At 67.0% G+C, this 19,073-nt stretch carries 18 protein-coding genes; 6 read left to right on the top strand and 12 right to left on the bottom strand.

Annotation, left to right across the window (positions count from 1 at the left end):
* Positions 1–36: 36 nt before the first annotated feature.
* From ccoS to ccoN, 8 genes are all read right to left on the bottom strand, one after another.
* The gene (gene ccoS / locus E0E05_RS12015; protein WP_131616929.1) at positions 37–180 is read right to left on the bottom strand and encodes a cbb3-type cytochrome oxidase assembly protein CcoS; all 144 of its coding nucleotides are present in this window, start codon (positions 178–180) and stop codon (positions 37–39) included.
* A complete protein-coding gene (locus E0E05_RS12010; protein WP_131616928.1) occupies positions 180–2,486 on the bottom strand; it encodes a heavy metal translocating P-type ATPase in 2,307 nt (768 codons plus the stop codon). Before E0E05_RS12010 ends, ccoS begins: the two co-directional genes overlap by 1 nt.
* Positions 2,487–2,491: 5 nt before the next feature.
* The gene (locus E0E05_RS12005; protein ID WP_131616927.1) at positions 2,492–2,974 is read right to left on the bottom strand and encodes a FixH family protein; all 483 of its coding nucleotides are present in this window, start codon (positions 2,972–2,974) and stop codon (positions 2,492–2,494) included.
* Between the two features lie 8 nt (positions 2,975–2,982).
* Positions 2,983–4,545, bottom strand: a complete 1,563-nt coding sequence (ccoG, locus tag E0E05_RS12000) for a cytochrome c oxidase accessory protein CcoG (RefSeq protein ID WP_131616926.1) — start codon at positions 4,543–4,545, stop codon at positions 2,983–2,985.
* A 237-nt stretch (positions 4,546–4,782) separates the two neighbouring features.
* On the bottom strand, positions 4,783–5,658 hold the full coding sequence (gene ccoP / locus E0E05_RS11995) for a cytochrome-c oxidase, cbb3-type subunit III (RefSeq protein WP_131616925.1): 876 nt from the start codon (positions 5,656–5,658) through the stop codon (positions 4,783–4,785).
* Positions 5,658–5,816: a cbb3-type cytochrome c oxidase subunit 3 gene (locus E0E05_RS11990; RefSeq protein WP_052288118.1), complete on the bottom strand. Its 159-nt coding sequence runs from the start codon at positions 5,814–5,816 to the stop codon at positions 5,658–5,660. Before E0E05_RS11990 ends, ccoP begins: the two co-directional genes overlap by 1 nt.
* Positions 5,817–5,827: 11 nt before the next feature.
* Entirely contained in the window at positions 5,828–6,601 is a 774-nt protein-coding gene (ccoO, locus tag E0E05_RS11985; protein ID WP_052288117.1) for a cytochrome-c oxidase, cbb3-type subunit II, read from the bottom strand.
* Positions 6,602–6,639: 38 nt separating this feature from the next.
* Complete coding sequence (ccoN, locus tag E0E05_RS11980) at positions 6,640–8,280, bottom strand: cytochrome-c oxidase, cbb3-type subunit I (RefSeq protein WP_131616924.1); 1,641 nt, start codon at positions 8,278–8,280, stop codon at positions 6,640–6,642.
* A 199-nt stretch (positions 8,281–8,479) separates the two neighbouring features.
* On the opposite strand from ccoN, the gene E0E05_RS11975 reads away from it, so the two are divergent.
* Together E0E05_RS11975 and hemN are read left to right on the top strand one after the other, a co-directional pair.
* On the top strand, positions 8,480–9,064 hold the full coding sequence (locus E0E05_RS11975; protein ID WP_131616923.1) for a hemerythrin domain-containing protein: 585 nt from the start codon (positions 8,480–8,482) through the stop codon (positions 9,062–9,064).
* Complete coding sequence (gene hemN, locus E0E05_RS11970) at positions 9,064–10,434, top strand: oxygen-independent coproporphyrinogen III oxidase (protein ID WP_131616922.1); 1,371 nt, start codon at positions 9,064–9,066, stop codon at positions 10,432–10,434. Before E0E05_RS11975 ends, hemN begins: the two co-directional genes overlap by 1 nt.
* 222 nt (positions 10,435–10,656) lie before the next feature.
* Here the strand turns inward: hemN and E0E05_RS11965 are convergent, their stop codons facing one another.
* A complete protein-coding gene (locus E0E05_RS11965) occupies positions 10,657–11,418 on the bottom strand; it encodes a Crp/Fnr family transcriptional regulator (RefSeq protein WP_131616921.1) in 762 nt (253 codons plus the stop codon).
* 381 nt (positions 11,419–11,799) lie between these two features.
* On the opposite strand from E0E05_RS11965, the gene E0E05_RS11960 reads away from it, so the two are divergent.
* The gene (locus E0E05_RS11960; protein ID WP_131616920.1) at positions 11,800–12,186 is read left to right on the top strand and encodes a VOC family protein; all 387 of its coding nucleotides are present in this window, start codon (positions 11,800–11,802) and stop codon (positions 12,184–12,186) included.
* Positions 12,183–12,950: an SDR family NAD(P)-dependent oxidoreductase gene (locus E0E05_RS11955; protein WP_131616919.1), complete on the top strand. Its 768-nt coding sequence runs from the start codon at positions 12,183–12,185 to the stop codon at positions 12,948–12,950. Before E0E05_RS11960 ends, E0E05_RS11955 begins: the two co-directional genes overlap by 4 nt.
* Here the strand turns inward: E0E05_RS11955 and putA are convergent, their stop codons facing one another.
* The gene (gene putA / locus E0E05_RS11950; protein WP_244597708.1) at positions 12,951–16,472 is read right to left on the bottom strand and encodes a bifunctional proline dehydrogenase/L-glutamate gamma-semialdehyde dehydrogenase PutA; all 3,522 of its coding nucleotides are present in this window, start codon (positions 16,470–16,472) and stop codon (positions 12,951–12,953) included.
* Between the two features lie 175 nt (positions 16,473–16,647).
* Between putA and E0E05_RS11945 the strand changes: the two genes are divergently transcribed.
* On the top strand, positions 16,648–17,040 hold the full coding sequence (locus tag E0E05_RS11945; RefSeq protein ID WP_244598073.1) for an Lrp/AsnC family transcriptional regulator: 393 nt from the start codon (positions 16,648–16,650) through the stop codon (positions 17,038–17,040).
* Between the two features lie 69 nt (positions 17,041–17,109).
* Positions 17,110–17,583 carry a TspO/MBR family protein gene (locus E0E05_RS11940; RefSeq protein WP_131616917.1) on the top strand — a complete coding sequence of 158 codons (474 nt, stop codon included), beginning with the start codon at positions 17,110–17,112 and terminating at the stop codon, positions 17,581–17,583.
* Here the strand turns inward: E0E05_RS11940 and E0E05_RS11935 are convergent.
* Complete coding sequence (locus E0E05_RS11935) at positions 17,543–17,860, bottom strand: hypothetical protein (protein ID WP_131616916.1); 318 nt, start codon at positions 17,858–17,860, stop codon at positions 17,543–17,545. The genes E0E05_RS11940 and E0E05_RS11935 overlap by 41 nt on opposite strands.
* Positions 17,861–17,868: 8 nt before the next feature.
* Entirely contained in the window at positions 17,869–19,071 is a 1,203-nt protein-coding gene (locus E0E05_RS11930) for a geranylgeranyl diphosphate reductase (protein WP_131616915.1), read from the bottom strand.
* Positions 19,072–19,073 lie beyond the last annotated feature (2 nt).

Raw genomic sequence — 19,073 nt, 5'->3', positions numbered from 1 at the left:
CCGGTTTTACCGAATGGTCAAAAACCGCTCCGGCGGTCAGTCCTCGTCGTCGTCGAGAATTCGGGCGGCGGCGCCGTCGAGATCGTCATACTGGCCAGAATTCAGGCTCCAGATGAACGCGCCAAGGCCGAGCAGGCCGAGGAACAGCGCGATCGGGATGAGCACGGACAGAAGTGTCATTACTCTGCGGCCTCCAGCCGTGCGGTGGCGGTCGGCATGGCCTGGCCGGCGGTCGGCGTATCGGGGGTCGGCGCGCCGCGCGTCAGCCGCATCGAGTTCATCACCACCACGATCGATGAGGCGGACATGGCGATCGCCGCGACAAGCGGCGTGACGAGGCCCGCCATGGCGATCGGTACCGCGATGACGTTGTAGAGCGCGGCGAGGGCGAAGTTCTGCCGGACCAGCGATTGCGCCCGAAGGGCGATGCCGCGCGCGGCGGTGACCGCCTCGAGGCTGTCGCGGGTGAAGACGAAATCGGCGGCGGTGCGGCCGACATCGGAGCCCGAGGAGGGGGCCATCGAGACATGGCCGGCCGCGAGCGCGGGCGCGTCGTTGATGCCGTCGCCGACGAACAGCACCTTGCGGCCGGCTTCGGCGAGCGCCGCGACATGGCCGATCTTGTCGGCGGGCGTCTGTTCGGCGTGCCATGTGTCGATTGCGAGGCCGCGCGCCAGCCGTTCGACCGGGCCGGGCGCGTCGCCCGACAGCATCCGGGTTTCAAGGCCGGCGTTCTGCAGATCGGCGATGGTGGCGCGGGCGCCCGCACGGATGTCCTCGCCGAGCGTGACCGAGCGCACGGGCGCGTTCTCGATCGCGAAGGCGAGCCCTCCGTCGGCTTCGGACACCGCGGACGCATCGGCGATCGCGGCCACCCAGCCCATCCGGCCAAGGCGCGCGCGGCGGCCGTCGAAGACGCCCTCGACGCCCAGTCCGGGGGATTCCGTGACGTTCTCGCCCCGGTCGAGCGCACCGGTTCCGAGATGGCGCATCAGCGCGCGCGAGGCCGGGTGGCCGGAGGAGGCGGCGAGCGCCCGCGCGATCCGGGTTTCCGTTTCGTCGTCGATGGCGCAGGCGGTCACGGTCGGCGTGCCGGTGGTCAGCGTGCCGGTCTTGTCGAAGACGACGGTGTCGGCCTCGGCCAGCCGTTCGAGCGCGGCGCCGTCCTTCATCAGGATGCCGTTCTCGAACAGCCGGCTCGCGCCGATCACGTGGACGACCGGCACGGCAAGGCCGAGCGCGCAGGGGCAGGTGATGATCAGGAGCGCGATGGCGATGTAGAGCGAGGTGTGCCAGTCACCGCCGGTGATGACCATCCAGACGGCAAACGCGATCGCGGCAAGCGAGTGGACGAAGGGCGCATAGAGCCGGGCGGCGCGGTCGGCGGCGCGGACATAGGCGCCGCGACCGTTCTCGGCCGCCTCCATCATCGCGCGCACCTCGGCCAGGAACGAGCGGTCGGCGGCGTTGGTCACCTTCAGGTCGATCGCGCCGGTCAGGTTCATCGCGCCCGCCTCGAGCGCGACGCCGGTCCGGGCGGCGACCGGCATGCTCTCGCCGGTCACCAGCGACCGGTCGACATCGGAACGGCCGGCGATCACCGTGCCGTCGATCGGCACGCGCTCGCCGGCGAACACGCGCACGGTCATGCCCGGCTCGATCTCGTCGAGCGGCATGTAGCGGGTCTCGCCACCCTCGAGCGCGACATTGGCGCCCTTGGCGGCGAGCCGCGAAAGCTGGACGACGGCGGTGCGCACCCGCTCGCGCATGCGCTGGTCGAGATAGCGGCCGATCAGCAGGAAGAACAGCAGCATGGTCGCCGCTTCGAAATAGGTCTTGGGTCCGCCGGTCATCGCCTCGAACAGGCTCATGCCGGTTGCCAGCATGATGGCCAGCGAGATCGGCACGTCCATATTGACGCGGCCGGCCGAAAGGGCGGTCCAGGCGGAGCGGAAGAACACCCGGCCCGCATAGGCGACGGCCGGAATGGCGATCAGCGCCGAAATCAGGTGGAACAGGTCCCGCGTCGCCCCGTCCGCGCCGGACCAGACCGAGACCGACAGCAGCATGATGTTGGCCGAGGCGAAGCCGGCGACGGCCAGCGACTTGAGCAGTTCGGAATCGGTCCGCTTGCGTTCGAGATCGTCGAGATCGCCCAGATCGACCGGCTGGGCGGGAAAGCCGAGCGTCGACAGCGCCGTCGCCACTTCCACCGGGCCGGTCTCGTCGGGGTCCAGATGCACCGTGACGCGTTTCAGGGACAGGTTGACGCGGGCATGGCGCACGCCGTGCATCGGGCCGATCGTGCGCTCGATCGACGAGATGCACGCGCCGCAATGGATGTCGGGCACCGAGAAGACGTACTCGACCGTTCCGTCGTCGCGGGACCGGCCGGCGTGCAGCAGTTCCTCGGCGCGCGCGAAGTCATGGGCGGCTTTCGCGCTTTCGGCGCCGTCGGCGGCGATGTTTCCCCCGCAACAGGTCATCGGCCCTACCTGACGCTGAACCGCAGCGTGCGCGTCCAGACGTCGCCGCCAGCGCCGGTGACCGTGACGTCCGCGTTCCAGACGCCGGCGGTCAGGTCGGTCCGGCCTTCGTAGATGCCGGGGGCGGTCTCGGCGAACTGGACCATGTGGTCGTCGGCCTCGTAGGAGGGCCGGCCCAGCTTCGCCGTGATGATGGCGTCTGCGATCGGCGCCCTTGCAGCATCGCGCATGTCGAGCGTCAGCGTGCCGGCCTCGTAGGCGGGCGTGGCCTTCCAGCCCATGGCCAGCTGCCGGCGCTTTTCGGCGGTTACCTCGTTGAATTGCTGGCTGGCGACGTAGGAGTTCTTGACGACGAGGCCGGTCCAGCTCGAGGTGGCGTTCCAGGCCATGAACAGATTCACGCCGATGACGATGCCGAACCATCCCAGCATGATGGCCAGGAAATGCCAGCCGGTGAATCGTTCGGGTGCGAAGATGCGTTGCAGCATGGCGGTTCCTACTCTTCCGGCGCTTCGAAATTGGCGTTGTAGACGTCTACCTCGCCGGAGCCGGCCTCTTCGACCGTGAAGCTGAACGGCGTCGATCCGGGCTGGACCTGATCGGGGCTCTGCGAGACGAAGACGCGCAGCGGACGCAGCTTGTCGGGCTCGACGGGGATATCGAAGCTGCGCGCGGGCTCGCCGTCAATCCCGTTGATGGCCATCGTCGCGCCGGGAAGGCCGTCGAGCGTCAGCGTGAAGGTGCGCGGTTCGGCGACCATGTTGAGGATCTTGACCGTGTAGCCGTTGCGGATCGAGCCGTCCGAAAGCTGCGTGAAGACCGGGTTGCGGTCGTGCTGAACGTTGACTTCCAGACGGTCGCGCGTGCCGAGCGCCACCAGCAGGCCAAGGCCGATCAGGCCCCAGGCGGCGAAGTAGATGATCGTGCGCACGCGCAGCATCTCGCGCCAGCGGAAGCCGCGGATCGCGTCGACGAAGTTGCCCTTGTCGTCGCGCACCCTTGACGGATCGATCGCGCCGGTCGCCTCGCCGCCGGTGGCGACGCGCATGTTGTGGTTGTAATCGGCGAGCGTGGCATAGGAGATCAGGCCGCGCTCGTGGCCGACCTTGTCCATCACCGCGTCGCAGGCGTCGATGCACAGCGCGCATGTGATGCATTCGAGCTGCTGGCCGTCGCGGATGTCGATGCCGGTCGGGCAGACCGCCACGCAGGCGTTGCAGTCGACGCAGTCGCCGGGCACGAGCCCCTGCGCGCGCGCCTTCTTCTGGCCGCGCATGCGCGGTTCGCCGCGCCAGTCATTGTAGGTGACGACGAGCGAATTCTCGTCGAGCATCGCCGCCTGGATGCGTGGCCAGGGGCACATGTAGATGCAGACCTGTTCGCGCATGATGGCGCCGAGCACGTAGGTGGTCGCCGTCAGCACGGCAACGGTCAGATAGGCGGCCAGCGGGGCCTGGCCGGTGGCGAAGTCGACCGCCAGCGTCGGCGCGTCGGCGAAATAGAAGATCCAGGCGCCGCCGGTCGCCACCGATATCAGCAGCCAGACGATGTGCTTGGGCACTTTCCTCGCCAGTTTCTCACCGGACCAGGGCGCCTTGTCGAGCTTGATGCGGGCGTTGCGGTCGCCCTCGAAGAAGCGTTCGACGACCAGGAACAGGTCGGTCCAGACGGTCTGCGGGCAGGTGTAGCCGCACCATGCGCGCCCGACCACCGAGGTGATCAGGAACAGCCCGATCCCGGCCATCACCAACAGGCCGGCGATGAAGATGAACTCCTGCGGCCAGATCTCGACGAAGAAGAAGTAGAAGCGCCGGTTCGGAAAATCGATCAGCACGGCCTGATCGGGCGCGTACGGACCACGGTCCCAGCGCAGCCAGGGCGTGATGTAGTAGATGCCCAGCGTGATCGCCATGATGATCCATTTCAGGCGGCGATAGAAACCCTCGGCACGCTTGGGATAGACCTTCTGGTGGGCGGCGTAGAGCGGCTCGCCCTTCTGCTTGGCGCCCTTGTTGACGGCTTCAACATCGAGCTTTTCGACGGCGGTCTGGTCCAACACTTCATGCCTCTTTGCCGGGCTTGCACGAGGCCGGGGTGACGCGCACGTCCCCCGGCATATCGACATGTCTAGATGGAGGTGCCGATCGGGTCGTTGACTTGGGTCAACAAGGGCCGGGCGGCGGGTGCGACAGGTTGGCATCGGTCCGCCGGTGAACCGCGCCCCGGCACTTGTGCCAAAAGAAAAACGGCGCCCGGAGGCGCCGTTCGGTGACTGGTTCGCCGGAGCGCGCGGCGGTTACTGGCCGCCGCCGAGCTGGTGCACGTAGACCGCAAGCTGCTTGACGGTGGTCTCGCCGAGGCGCTCGCCCCATGCCGGCATCACGCCCATCTGCGGATTGTTGATCTGCGCGACGATCTCGGCGTGGCTGCCGCCATAAAGCCAGATCGCGTCGTTGAGCGCCGGACCGCCGAGTTCGGGAATGCCTTCGCCGTCGACGCCGTGACAGGCCGAGCATTCGATCTCGAACGTCTCGGCGCCGCGCGCGGCCGCTTCGGCGTCGTACTCCTGGCCCGAGAGCTGGCGCACGTACCAGGCGACGTCGGCGATCTGGCCGCTGTCGAGGATCTGGTCGCGGCCGTAGGCCGGCATCTCGTTGAAGCGGGTGTCGAAGTCGGGCTCGTGGCGGACGCCGTGGCGGATCGTCCAGGCGATCTCCTCGAGCGTGCCGCCCCAGATCCACTCATCATCGTTCAGGTTCGGATAGCCCTCGCCGCCCTGCGCGCCGGAGCCGTGGCACTGCACGCAGTAGACCTTGAAGGCGGACGAACCGCCGGCGACGGCGAACTGGACCAGTTCGGGGTCGGTCGGGATCTCGGTGATGTCGGTCTGGGCGATGCGGTCGATATAGACCGACTGCTCGGCCTTGGCCGCCTCCATCTCCTGAGCCAGCTGGCCGCGCGAGGACCATCCGAGCACGCCGGCGGTGGCGCCGGTGATGCCGGGCCAGGCCGGATAGAGGATGGTGTAGCCGATCGTCCAGACGATGGTGGCGTAGAAGGTCCACAGCCACCAGCGCGGCAGCGGGTTGTTCAGTTCCTTGATGCCGTCCCATTCATGGCCGGTGGTCTCGACGCCGGAGACCTCATCTATGTCTTTTCTGTCGTCGGCCATTACCGGTCCTCCTTGAAGGGGATTTGTGCCGCATCATCGATGTGTTTCTGCGAACCGGGCCGGAACACCCAGACGATGACGAACACGAAGATCGCCACCAGGTAGACCAGCCCCCAGCTGTCGGCGAAGGTACGCATGGCTTGGTAATCGAAGTCCATCTGTCGGCCCCTTAGCGGAAGTTCTCTTCGGGCTGGTAGACCGAGAAGTCGACCAGCGTTCCGAGCATCTGAAGATAGGCAACCAGCGCATCCATCTCGGTGAGCCGATCGGGATTGCCGTCGAAATCGCCGGTGACCGCCTTGGGATAGCGTTCCTCGATGCCCGACCAGTCCGCGTCGGGATCGGCCTGGGCCTCAAGGTCCGCACGGGCGTTGTCGATCATCTCGTCGGTGTAGGGCACGCCGACGCGCCGGTTGGCGATCAGGTGTCCGGAGACGTTCTCGATTTCCAGATCGGTGTTTATCAGGAACTCGTAGGACGGCATGATCGACTCGGGCACGACCGACTGCGGATCGATCAGGTGCTGCACCTGCCACTCGTTCGAATAGCGTCCGCCGACCCGGGCCAGATCGGGCCCGGTGCGTTTGGAACCCCACTGGAACGGATGGTCGTACATCGACTCGGCGGCCAGCGAATAGTGCCCGTAGCGCTCGACCTCGTCGCGGAACGGCCGGATCATCTGCGAATGGCAGACATAGCAGCCCTCGCGGATGTAGATGTTCCGGCCGGCCAGCTCGAGCGGCGAGTAGGGCCGCATCCCCTCGACTTCCTCGATCGTGTTCTCAAGGTAGAAGAGCGGCGCGATCTCGACGATGCCGCCGATCGAGACGACCACCAGAGAGGCGGCCAGCAGCAGCGTGGCGTTCTTTTCGAGGATGGCGTGCTTGCCCAGGACGCCCTTGGCGACAGGGTCGGCCTTCACCTCGGGCAGGGCCCCCGCCATGGGGTTTTCGTGTACATCTTTTGCCATGGTCGGTGTCCTTATTCGGCGGGCTGGGCGACGGGCCGCGGGGCTTCTTCACCCATCGGGACCTCGTCGCGTTCGACGCCGCGGATGGTCATGTAGACGTTGAAGGCCATGATCAGACCGCCGGTCAGGTAGAGCAGCCCGCCCACGGTGCGCAGCACGTAGTAGGGGTGCATGGCGGCGACCGATTCGGCGAACGAGTACACCAGGAAGCCCTGATCGTTATACTCGCGCCACATCAGGCCCTGCTGGATGCCGGCGACCCACATGACGGCCGCGTAGACGACGATGCCGAGCGTGGCGAGCCAGAAGTGCCAGTTGACCATGCGCAGCGAGTAGAGCCGCTGACGTCCCCAGAGCTTCGGCACGAGGAAGTAGATCGCGCCGAACGAGATCATGCCGACCCAACCGAGCGCGCCTGAGTGCACGTGGCCGATCGTCCAGTCCGTATAGTGGCTGAGCGAATTGACCGCCTTGATCGACATCATCGGGCCCTCGAAGGTCGACATGCCGTAGAAGGCGACGGCGATCACCATCATGCGCAGGATCGGGTCGGTTCTGAGCTTGTCCCAGGCACCCGACAGGGTCATCAGGCCGTTGATCATGCCGCCCCAGGAGGGCATCCACAGCATCACCGAGAACACCATGCCCAGGGTCTGCGCCCAGTCGGGCAGGGCGGTGTAGTGAAGGTGGTGCGGACCCGCCCAGATGTACAGGAAGATCAGCGCCCAGAAGTGGATGATCGACAGCCGGTACGAGTAGACCGGGCGTCCGGCCTGCTTGGGCACGAAATAGTACATCATGCCCAGGAAGCCTGCGGTCAGGAAGAAGCCGACCGCGTTGTGGCCGTACCACCACTGGGTCAGCGCATCCTGCACGCCGGCGAAGGCGGAGTAGGATTTCGCGCCCAGGAACGAGACCGGCATGGCCAGATTGTTGACCACGTGCAGCATCGCGATGGTGATGATGAAGGCCAGATAGAACCAGTTGGCCACGTAGATGTGCGGCTCCTTGCGCTTCATCAGCGTGCCCATGAAGACCAGCAGATAGGCCACCCAGACGATCGTCAGCCACAGGTCGACATACCATTCGGGCTCGGCATATTCGCGGCCCGCCGTGATGCCGAGCAGATAGCCGGTCGCGGCCAGCACGATGAAGAGCTGGTATCCCCAGAACACGAACCATGGCAGGCCGCCGCCGAACAGGCGTGCGCGCGTGGTGCGCTGGACCACGTAGAACGAGGTCGCCAGCAGCGCGTTGCCGCCGAAGGCGAAGATCACCGCGGACGTGTGCAGCGGCCGCATCCGGCCGAAATTGAACCACGGCTCGATGTTGAGCTGCGGCCAGGCGAGCTGGGCGGCGACGACGACGCCGACCAGAAAGCCGACGACGCCCCAGAACACGGTGGCGATCGCGCCGTAGCGGATCACCTCGTCCATGTAGCGTGGATCGGTGTCGGCGCCGGTGAACGGGATCTTGGCCGCCGGCGCAGGTTCGAACCGGATGGCGCGCAGCATGACGATCGTCGAGCCGAGCAGCACGATGGTCAGGATCGCCATGTGGATCCTGAACAGTTGGTCCTGGCCGAGCGCCGCGCCGAGCAGCGCCAGAAAGGCGCCGGCCCCCAGCAGCACGACCCAGCTTGCATTTTTCATGGAATGTCCTCTCGCACTTGCGTTGCACGAAGCCGCGCCACGGCGCGCCGGCGTGCAATTGCGTCCCGGTTCGTGCCGGGTCGGTCTCACCTGTGCCAGCCACCCCCCGTCGTCGCTTTGATCTTGATCAAGGACCCTACGGAGGTCTGAAGCCTACGTTCGGCGCATCGACAGGGCACACGAAGACAGGAAAACACGCATGAGCCTGCCCAGGGATCGGGGTGACGAGCACAATGGCGCGCGCTCGCGCGGACCCGTCATGACCGTGGTTTCGGGCGGTGCCGGCAATGGCCGGGCGGAGCATCGCCGCAATGCGGCCAACGGCGACGGCGCGGCCGTCAATCCGACAGCGCTGGCGGGGACGCTGAAGCACCATCTGAACGTGCAGTCCAACCTGTGCGCGGCGCTCGAGCAACTGGCCGACGCGCTTCCGGCCGAGGTGCGCAACGACGACTGTCTGGCGCTGGCGCGCAGCATCTACCCGATCGTTCATCGCAGCCACACGTTCGAGGAACGGGAGCTGTTTCCCTATCTGAAGGCGCACTGCCCGGCCGACCCGGAGCTGCCCGACACGCTCGATCGGCTGCACGGCGAGCACTGGGAGGACGAGGCGTTCGCCGAGGAAGTCCAGCACGAACTGATGGCGTTCGCCGCCGATCGCGATGCGGTCGACGTCGAAAAGCTGGGCTACATGCTGCGCGGCTTCTTCACCGGCGTGCGGCGGCACCTGGCGTTCGAGCGCGAATACATCCTTCCGATCATCGAAGGCCGGGAGAAGACGTGATGACCGGGGCGAGCCAGCGCGATCTGTCGATCCTGCTTTCGCAGCGCGGCGGCGCCGTGCCACGCTATACGAGCTATCCCACCGCCCCGCATTTCGAGGCCGGCATCGGTCCGCAGATGCAGGACGCGCTTTTCGGTTCGCTCGACGATGCGACGCCCGTGTCGGTCTATCTGCACATCCCGTTCTGCGACCGGCTGTGCTGGTTCTGCGGCTGCAACACCAAGCACACGCTGAAATACGAGCCGGTTCACACCTATGTCGAGGCGCTGCTGGCCGAGATCGCCGCCCTTGGCGATCGGCTTGGCTTCCGGCCGGTGGCAGGACAGATCCATTTCGGCGGCGGATCGCCGTCGATCCTGTCGGCCGAGGACATGGGCCGGCTCGGCGCCGCCCTGCGCCGGAGCTTCCACGTTACCGAACAGACCGAAATCAGCGTCGAGATCGATCCGTCGGACGTGACCGACGATACGCTGAGAGGCCTGCACGAACTGGGCGTCACGCGTGCGTCGGTCGGCGTGCAGGATTTCGACCCGCTGGTGCAGAAGGCGATCAACCGGCCGCAGAGTCTCGAACAGACGCGCGACGTCATCGCGGCGATGCGCGCGGCCGGCGTCGGCTCGGTCAACATCGATGCGCTCTACGGCCTGCCGCTGCAGACGCGGGCACGCCTGATGCGGACCATCGAGCAGGTGATCTCGCTGCAGCCGGACCGGATCGCGCTGTTCGGCTATGCCCACGTGCCGTGGGTCAAGAAGCACCAGAAGATGATCAAGGACGAGCATCTGCCCGACATGCACGAGCGGTTCCAGCAGGCGCTCGCCGCCGGCGCGGCGCTGGTTGCGGCCGGCTATGACGCGATCGGGATCGACCATTTCGCAAGGCCGGACGACGGCCTGGCGGTGGCCGCGCGGACGGGCCATCTGCGCCGCAATTTCCAGGGCTACACGACCGATCAGTGTCGCGCGCTGATTCCGCTGGGCGCCTCGTCGATCGGCGCGTTCGACGGCGGCTACGTTCAGAACATCGTCGCCACCGGACAGTATCAGGATGCAGTTCACGCGGCGCGCAGCACCGCCTCGAAGGGCTACCGGATGAGCGAGGACGACCGCATCCGGGCGCACATGATCGAGCGGCTGATGTGCGATTTCCGGATCGGCTTCGAGGCGCTGGAGGCGCGATTCGGCGCTGCCGCCGAACCCTACATCAACGAGGCGCTGGCGATCGCCGAGGCCGACGAGGACTATATCTGCGGCGCCGATATCGACGGCTTCTTCGTGCCGGAGGATGCCCGTCCGTTTGCCCGGCTCGTCGCGGCGCGCTTCGACGCGCATCTGCACGAGTCCGACTTCCGCTATTCGAAGGCGGTTTAAAGTCAGCCAGCGCGGCCTTGTCCGCCTCGTCGCGCCCCCACCCTTCATCCCTCCCCCGCAAGCGTGGGAGGGAGGACATCAAAATCGCGCGTCACCCTACAGACTGGCGCGCCTCGCTTCGATGTCGGCGGCACTGAGGCCATGTCGAGGTCTTCCCTCCCACGCTTGCGGGGGAGGGATGAAGGGTGGGGGTGAACCGCCGGATTTGATTGAAGCGTGCGCCTACTGCTCGCTTTCGCAGGCGTCCTCGAGGCGGGCGAGGGAGGGCACGATCACCGTGCGGTTGTTCTCCAGTTCGATGATGCCGGCCTTGCGCAGCTTGGTGATCTGGCGGCTGACCGTCTCGATCGTCAGCCCGAGGAAATCGGCGATCTCCAGCCGCTTGAGCGGCAGTTCGAAGCGGATCGTGTGCTCTTCCGCGTCGATCTCGGGATCGATGTTGGAGGCGATCAGATAGAGGAAGCTCGCGACCTTCTCGGTCGCGGTCTTGCGCCCAAGCGTGAGCATCCAGTCGCGCGCTTCGTCCAGCTCCTTGAGCGTCTGCTCGTGCAGCGCGTGCTCCATGTCGGGCGCCGTGCGGGCGAGGTCCTCGATCACCGATTTGGGGAACGAGCATACGCGCACATCGGTCGCCGCCTCGGCCGAATAAGTGCTCTGGTGCGAGAAGATGCGGCCCAAGAAGTCCGGCGCGAACTGCAGCCCGACGATCTGCTGGCGGCCGTCCGCCATCAGCTTGGTCAGCTTCACCACGCCCGACAGGATGTTGGAATAGGTGTGGACGTCCTCGCCGACCGTGATCAGTTCGGACTGGCTGCGATAGACATGCTTGGTGGTGTGCCGCGAGAGCTGGATCAGTTGCTCCGGCGAGAGCGAGCCGCACACGCCCTTGTGCCGCGATTCACAGGCCCGGCAGACCAGCGGAACGTCCGAATTGTGTACGTCGAGTCGCGGCTGGCCCCGCGCAGCCGTCTTCCTGTTTTCCACGGTCGTTCTCCCGATCGCCCGATGCTGTCAACATAACGTGACACTCGGCAATGCGCAAACATATACCGATGCGGCAGGTTTTTGGGGATCAGCCCCGCATCTGCCGCAAATGCCTGATTCTTCTTCGTTCCTCGCCGCCGTTAATTTCAGCCGTCATTTTTCGGTTTCAATACGGCACGATTTTCGCCGTCGGCGGCGGGTGTCCCTTATATTGATGACCAATGATACATGCGCCTCGCCGCGGCAGCGTGCAAGCGTCGATCGGACATGCCAAGTGTCGCAGACGAAAGTCTAAGGCGGTTGCTGTTCCATCGCGGAGTTGATCGACCGCGCGGGGTTGGCTATGCGCCGTTCGGGACACTTGCGGCACGGAGGTGAGCCATGGCCGGTCAACCGACGATCGTTCCCTATCTGAGTTACGAGGACGGCCATGCGGCCATCGCGTTCCTGCGCGATGCGTTCGGCTTCGACGTCATCCAGGCCCATGATGACGATGAGGGCAGGCTGCTTCATGCCGAGATGTGCTTCGGCGACGGCGTGGTGATGATCGGCACTGCGAAGGCCGGCAAGGGATCGCCAAGGATCTATGTCGTGGTCGACGATGTCGAGGCGCACCACGCGCGTGCCCGAGATGCCGGGGCGGAGATCGTCTATCCGCCCGAACGCACTGATTGGGGCACGTGGCGTTATCGCTGCGCTGATCCCGAGGGCCATGAGTGGAGCTTCGGCTCATACCAGCCCCGGACCGAGGCGCCGTCTTGGGCATGACCGAACTTCCGCGCACGCCCTCGTTCCGGCTCGATGGCCGGCGGGCGCTCGTCGCCGGCGCATCGAGCGGGATCGGGCTCGGCTGCGCGACGGCCGTGGCCGAAGCCGGCGCGCATGTGGTGATGGCCGCGCGCGGGCGCGAGAAGCTGGAGGCGGCCGTGGCGGCGGTGCGCGAGGCAGGGCTTTCCGCCGAAGCGATGACGCTCGATGTCTCCGACATCGGCGCGATGCGCGCGGCGGTGGCCGGAGCGGGGCCGTTCGACGTGCTGGTCAATTCGGCCGGGTTGGCCCGGCACGCGCCGGCGCTGGAGACGGAAGAGGCCGATTTCGATGCCGTCGCCGAGGCCAACCTCAAGGGCGCCTATTTCCTGGCGACCGAGGTGGCGCGCGGTCTGGTCGAAGCGGGCCGGGGCGGCTCGATCATCACCATCTCCTCGCAGATGGGCCATGTCGGCGGCATCGACCGGACGGTCTATTGCGCGACCAAGCACGCCGTCGAGGGCATGACGAGGGCAATGGCGATCGAGTGGGGGCCGAAGGGCATTCGCGTCAACACGATCTGCCCGACCTTCATCCGCACGCCGCTGACCGAGGCGACGTTCGACAATCCAGAGCGCGTCGCCTGGATCACCGACAAGATCAAGCTCGGCCGCGTCGGCGAGGTCGAGGACATCATGGGCGCGGTCGCGTTCCTGGCCTCGGACGCCTCGGCGCTGGTGACCGGCACGTCGCTGCTGATCGACGGCGGCTGGACGGCCGGCTGATCAGCTCATCTCGGCAAGCAGCGAGGCGTTGCCGCCGGCGGCGGTCGTGTCGATGCACACGTGCCGCTCGATGAGGCAGGCCGGACCGATGTCGCGCGCCGTGATCAGCGGCAGGATCGGCCCGTCGCGACCGGCAAGGACCTTTCGAACGGCGCGGGCAGAGGCTTCATCGCCCCGGAAGGCGACCGCGTCGAAGCCGTCGAGCCGCTGGAGATCGGCCGGATCGAGCCTGCCGTCGACCACGTTGGCGCCGCAGGCGCCGGGCGCCACCATCAGCGCCGCGCAGCCGGCGGCCATCGCCTGCCGCGCCTGTTCGTGCGCGTCGTCGAGCGATGGACCAAGACACAGGACGAGCCCTCGGGCATAGGTCGACCAGCGGTTCGATTCGCCGGTCGGGCCGGGCAGGTCGCGCGTCTGGCGCGCGTTGCCGGCGATCTGGGCGCGCAGCGCGTCGATCCTGTCCTGCACCGCGCGGCGATCGGCAACCGCGCCTTCCTTTGCAGGCTGAGAGACCGTTTCGGTCTTCCTGAAGCGCGGCACGTAGAGCGGGCCGCCCGCCTTGGGGCCGGTGCCCGAAAGGCCTTCGCCGCCGAAGGGCTGGGAGCCGACGATGGCGCCGATCTGGTTGCGGTTGACATAGATGTTGCCGGCATGGATCGCAGAAGCGATCTCCTCGACGCGGTCGTCGATGCGCGTGTGCAGGCCGAAGGTCAGCCCGTAGCCGGTGGCGTTGATCGCCGCGCACACCTTGCCGATCTCGCTCGCCCTGAAGGTCGCGACGTGCAGAACGGGGCCGAAGACTTCGCGCGTCACCTCCGCGATGCCGGAGACCCTGATCACGGCCGGCGAGACGAAGGTGCCGCCTTCGGGAATGGCGAGTCGCTTCAGGAGCTTGCCGGCCTTTTCTGCGGCGTCGATATAGGCGGTGATCTCGTCGCGGGCCTTCTCGTCGATGACCGGGCCGACATCGGTGGACAGCGCCCAGGGGTCGGCGACGGCCAACTCGTCCATCGCGCCGAACAGCATCTTCATGAACGGCTCGGCGATGTCTTCCTGCAGGTACAGAACGCGCAGCGCCGAGCAGCGCTGGCCGGCCGAACGGAAGGCCGAGACGATGATGTCGCGCACGGCCTGTTCGGGCAGGGCGGTCGAATCGACGATCATCGCGTTGATGCCGCCGGTCTCGGCGATCAGCGGCGCGGCCGGGTCGAGAGCGTCGGCCATGGCGCGGTTGATCGCCTGCGCGGTGCCGGTCGAGCCGGTAAAGCACACGCCGTCGATGCGCGGGTCCGACGTGATCGCCGCGCCGACGGTCGCGCCGGTGCCGGGCAGAAGCTGCAGCGCGGTGCGCGGCACGCCCGCCTCGTGCATCAGCCGGACGGCGCGATGGGCGATCAGCGGCGTCGCCTCGGCCGGCTTGGCGATGACGGCATTGCCGGCGGCGAGCGCGGCCGCGATCTGGCCGGTGAAGATGGCAAGCGGAAAGTTCCACGGCGAGACGCAGGCGAAGGTGCCGCACGGCTCGGCGTCGGGGTCGGTCAGCGCCTGGCTGGCATAGTAGCGCAGGAAATCGGCCGCCTCGCGCAGTTCGGCGATGGCGTCCTCGGTGATCTTGCCGGCCTCGCGCGTGATGATGGCGAACAGTTCGCCGAAGTTCTCCTCGTAAAGATCGGCGGCGCGGTTCAGGGTCTCGGCGCGCGCGGCGGCCGATGCGGTCCAGGGCGCGGCGGCGGCAAGGGCGCTCTCGATGTCCGCCTGCGCCGCTTCATGCACGGTGCCGACCGCATCGTCCGGCCGGGCGGGGTTGGCGATCGCAAGCGCCTTGCGCTCGGGGTCGTCGCGCTCTTCGGCCAAGAGCGGAGCGGCCGTCCATTGCGCGTCCTTAAATGGCGTCCGGGCGGCGTCGATGCGGGCGATGTCGGCCGGGTCGTAAAGGTCGAAGCCCTTGGAATTGGCGCGCTCGGGGGCGAACAGCTCGGCCGGCCGGCGCACCTGGCGCTCGGGGGCCTGGGCTAGCGCGTCGAACGGGTCGGCGGCGACGGTCTCGGGCGGCACGTTCGCATCGACGATCTGGTTGACGAAGGAGGAGTTGGCGCCGTTCTCCAGAAGCCGGCGGACGAGATAGGCCAGAAGGTCGCGGTGCTTGCCGACCGGCGCATAGATGCGGCAGCGCGTGCCCTCGGTCTGGAGGACGCGCGTGTGCAGGCTTTCGCCCATGCCGTGCAGGCGCTGGAACTCGTAGGTCTCGCGGTCGGCGCCCATCTGCAGGATCGCGGCGACCGAATGGGCGTTGTGGGTGGCGAACTGCGGATAGAGACGGTCGGTCAGGGCCAGCATGTGGCGGGCACAGCGCAGCCAGGCGACGTCGGTCGCCGGCTTGCGCGTGAACACGGGAAAGCCCTCGAGGCCCTTTTCCTGGGCCCACTTGATCTCGCTGTCCCAATAGGCGCCCTTGACCAGCCGCACCATGATGCGCCGGTCATGGCGCTCGGCCAGCGCGTGCAGCCAGTCGATGACCGCCATGGCGCGCTTGCCATAGGCCTGCACGACCACGCCGAACCCGTCCCAGCCGGCCAACTCGGGATCGGCGAGGGTCGCCTCGATGACGTCGAGCGACAGTTCCAGCCGATCGGCTTCCTCGGCGTCGATGTTCAGCCCGATATTGGCACGGGCGGCCATGCGGGCAAGCTGGCGGGCGCGGGGGACCAGTTCGTCCATGATGCGGGCGCGCTGCGGCTCCTCGTAGCGCGGATGCAGCGCCGACAGCTTGATCGAAATGCCCGGATTGTCCTTGACCGCGCCGTGGGTGGCGGCCTTGGAGATCGCGTTGATCGCCGCCATGTAGGCCGTGTAATAGGTGTCCGCGTCGTCCATGGTCAGCGCGGCTTCGCCGAGCATGTCGTAGGAATAGGTGAAGCCCCTGGCTTCCATGCCCTTGGCGCGATCCATCGCCTCGCCGATCGACTGGCCGAGCACGAATTGCCGGCCCAGTTCCCGCATCGCCTGACGCACGGCGGTACGGATCACCGGCTCGCCCAGTCGGCGCACCGCGCCGCGCATCACCGAGGCAAAGCCGCCCGGGGGCGGGTCGCGCAGCACGTTGCCGGTCAGCATCAGCGCCCAGGTGGAGGCGTTGACCAGCGAGGAGGCCGACCTGCCCAGATGCTCGCCCCAGGCGGACGGAGCGATCTTGTCCTCGATCAGCGCGTCGACGGTTTCGGCGTCGGGCACGCGCAATAACGACTCGGCGAGGCACATCAGCGCGATGCCCTCGTCGGTGGACAGGCCGTATTCGGCCAGGAACACTTCCATCAGGCCGGGCGTGTCCATCTTGCGGATGTCTTGGACCAAGGCAGTCGCGCGGCTGTGGGCGGCGGCGCGCAAGGCGTCACCGACGGGCGCGCGGGCGGCCATCGTATCGAGCGCGTCGGCCTCGTCGGCGAGATACAGACGGGCGATCTCGGCGCGCAGATCGTGGAGCGGGGCGGGGTTCATGCCGGTGGTGTCGATTGCATGGGACATGCATCCAGTCTATCGGAGAGCGAGCAGGCATGTTGCCTGTTCATTGGCAACTTGAACGAAATCTGCCTGATATTGGGCCTTATCGGAGATTGAATTGGCTGAAAATGGTAACCGGGAGGTCGATCTGGACCGTTTCGACCGGCGCATCGTCGAGGCGCTCAGCGAGGACGGGCGCATGCCGGTGACGACGCTTGCCGCGCGCGTCGGGCTGACAAAGACGCCGTGCCAGACCCGGCTGAAGCGGCTGATCGACGAGGGCGTCATTCGCGGTTTCCGGGCGGTGATCGATCCGGGCCGGATCGGCCGCGATCATGTCGCCTTCGTCGAGGTCAAGCTCAGCGACACCACCGAAAAGGCGCTGTCGGCATTCAACGCGGCCGCCGCGGCACTGGCCGAGGTCGAGCAGTGCCACATGATCGCCGGGCCGTTCGACTATCTTCTCAAGGTGCGCACGCGCGACATCGCCGCCTACCGGCGCGTGCTGGGCGAGAAGATTTCCGCGCTGCCGCACGTCGCCAACACCTCGACCTATGTGTCGATGGAGGCGGTCAAGGACGCCGGCGCGTAACAGGGTCGCGGTTGCGGCCGATCCGTGCGAGACTATGTGCGGTGCAGAACGCGCCGCGGGAGACCTTTCATGATCAGTGCCGTCGTCTATGCCCTGCTGGTGGCCGTGGCCGCTGCGTCGGGCGGCATCTTCAAGCCCGGCGAATGGTACGAAGGGCTCGAAAAGCCCGGCTGGACACCGCCCAACTGGGCGTTTCCGGTGGTCTGGACGACGCTCTACCTGATGATCGGCGCGGCCGGCTGGATCGTCTGGCGGCTCGACGGGTTCGGCATCGCCACCATGCTGTGGGGCGCGCAGCTGGTCTTCAACGCGGCGTGGTCGTATCTCTTCTTCGGGATCAGGCGGATGGACTGGGCGCTGGTCGATTCGGGCGCCATGTGGCTGACGATCGCCGCCTTCATCGTCCTGGCCTGGCCGATCTCGGTGGTCGCCGCGCTTCTCTTCGTGCCTTATCTTGCTTGGGTCAGCGTGGCTTTCGCGCTCAACAAGCGCGTGATGGATCTCAATCCCGCGGCGATGGCGGCGGTTCGGGCGTCTTCGTGAAGGCGCGGTGGCGGAACCACAGTTCCGCCAGATGCATCGCGAAGCCCAGCGACAGGAAGCCCGCGATGACGAGCGCGCCATGGCCGATCAGCGCGGCGCGCAGCGCGGCCATCAGCGCCAGCCCGGAGGCCGTGTTGAAGACCAGCGTGCGGCGTGCGGCCGGCGCGCGATAGACAAACAGGAACAGCGCCAGTTCGGCGACCAGAACCGCCATGGCGATCTCGGCCAGCCGACCGGACGCGGCGATGGCATCGAGCCAGTCGGTCAAACCATCCACGGCAGCGGTCAGGTCGTGCGGGCGAGGCCGAGAAGCTGGGCGGTGTCCTTGACCATGATCTTCAGGTGCGCCAGCGGATCGCGGCGGACGAGCTTCTTGTTCAGATAGCCTTCCCAGGTCAGGCGCTGCACGTCCGGATCGGCGCACATGGTGACGAACTTCTCGCGGCGCTTGTCGTTGGCGTACCAGAAGTACTGCATCATCCCGAGCACGAAGAACACCTTGCCGTGCTCCTTCATGAAGCGCTTGCGGGCCGTCTTCAGGGCGGTGGCGCGCTCGGTGGCAATCGCCTCGACGGCGGCTTCGGCGCACAGGCGGCCGGTCAGCATGGCATAGTAGATGCCTTCGCCCGACGAGGGCGCGACGACGCCCGCCGCATCGCCGGCGAGCACGATGTTGCGGCCATTGTCCCAGCGACGCATCGGCTTGAGCGGCAGCGGCGCGCCTTCCTCGCGCACCGTTTCGGCATCGCCCAGCCCCGCTTCCTCGCGCAGCTTGCGGGTCGCCTCCTTCAGCGAATGGCCCTTGACCGCCGAACCGGTGCCGACGGAGGTGTGCTCGCCATGGGGAAACACCCAGCCGTAGAAGTCCGGCGAGATGCGCCCGTCATAGATGACGTCGCAACGGTCGGCGCGGAACCGATCGGGATCCGGCCGGGCGGGTGATTTGACGATCTCGTGATAGGCGAAGACGTAGGGCGGCTGTCTGGCCTTGTCGAAGGCGGTGCGGCGGACGGCCGAATTGGCGCCGTCGGCGCCGATCAGCATGCGCGCGGTGATGGCGTGGGTCTTCGACTTGTCCGCCTTGTCGGTAATGTGGGCGGTGACGGTGCCGTCCGGGTTCTGGTCGAGACCCTTGAAGGCGCCGACGATGTACTCGGCCCCTGCGTCGGCGGCGCGCTGGCGCAGAAAGGGATCGAACTTGTCGCGGTCGACCATGCCGACATAGCCGATATTGCCGATCTGCATCTCGACGGTCTTGCCCGAAGGCGCGATGATCCGCGCGGCATGGGCCCGCGAGACGATCTGCTCGGCGGGAATGGCGAATTCGGTGATCGCCTTGGTGGGGATGGCGCCGCCGCACGGCTTGATGCGGCCCTGCTTGTCGACCAGCACCACATCGTGGCCCTGAACGGCAAGGTCGTGCGCGGCGGTCGCGCCGCCTGGCCCGCCGCCGATGACGATGACGTCGTGGATGATGTGGTCGGACATGG

This window comes from Roseitalea porphyridii, assembly GCF_004331955.1.
GTDB lineage: Bacteria > Pseudomonadota > Alphaproteobacteria > Rhizobiales > Rhizobiaceae > Roseitalea > Roseitalea porphyridii.
Note: the sequence above shows the minus strand (reverse complement) of the source record. Positions and strands in the feature narration are given on the sequence as shown.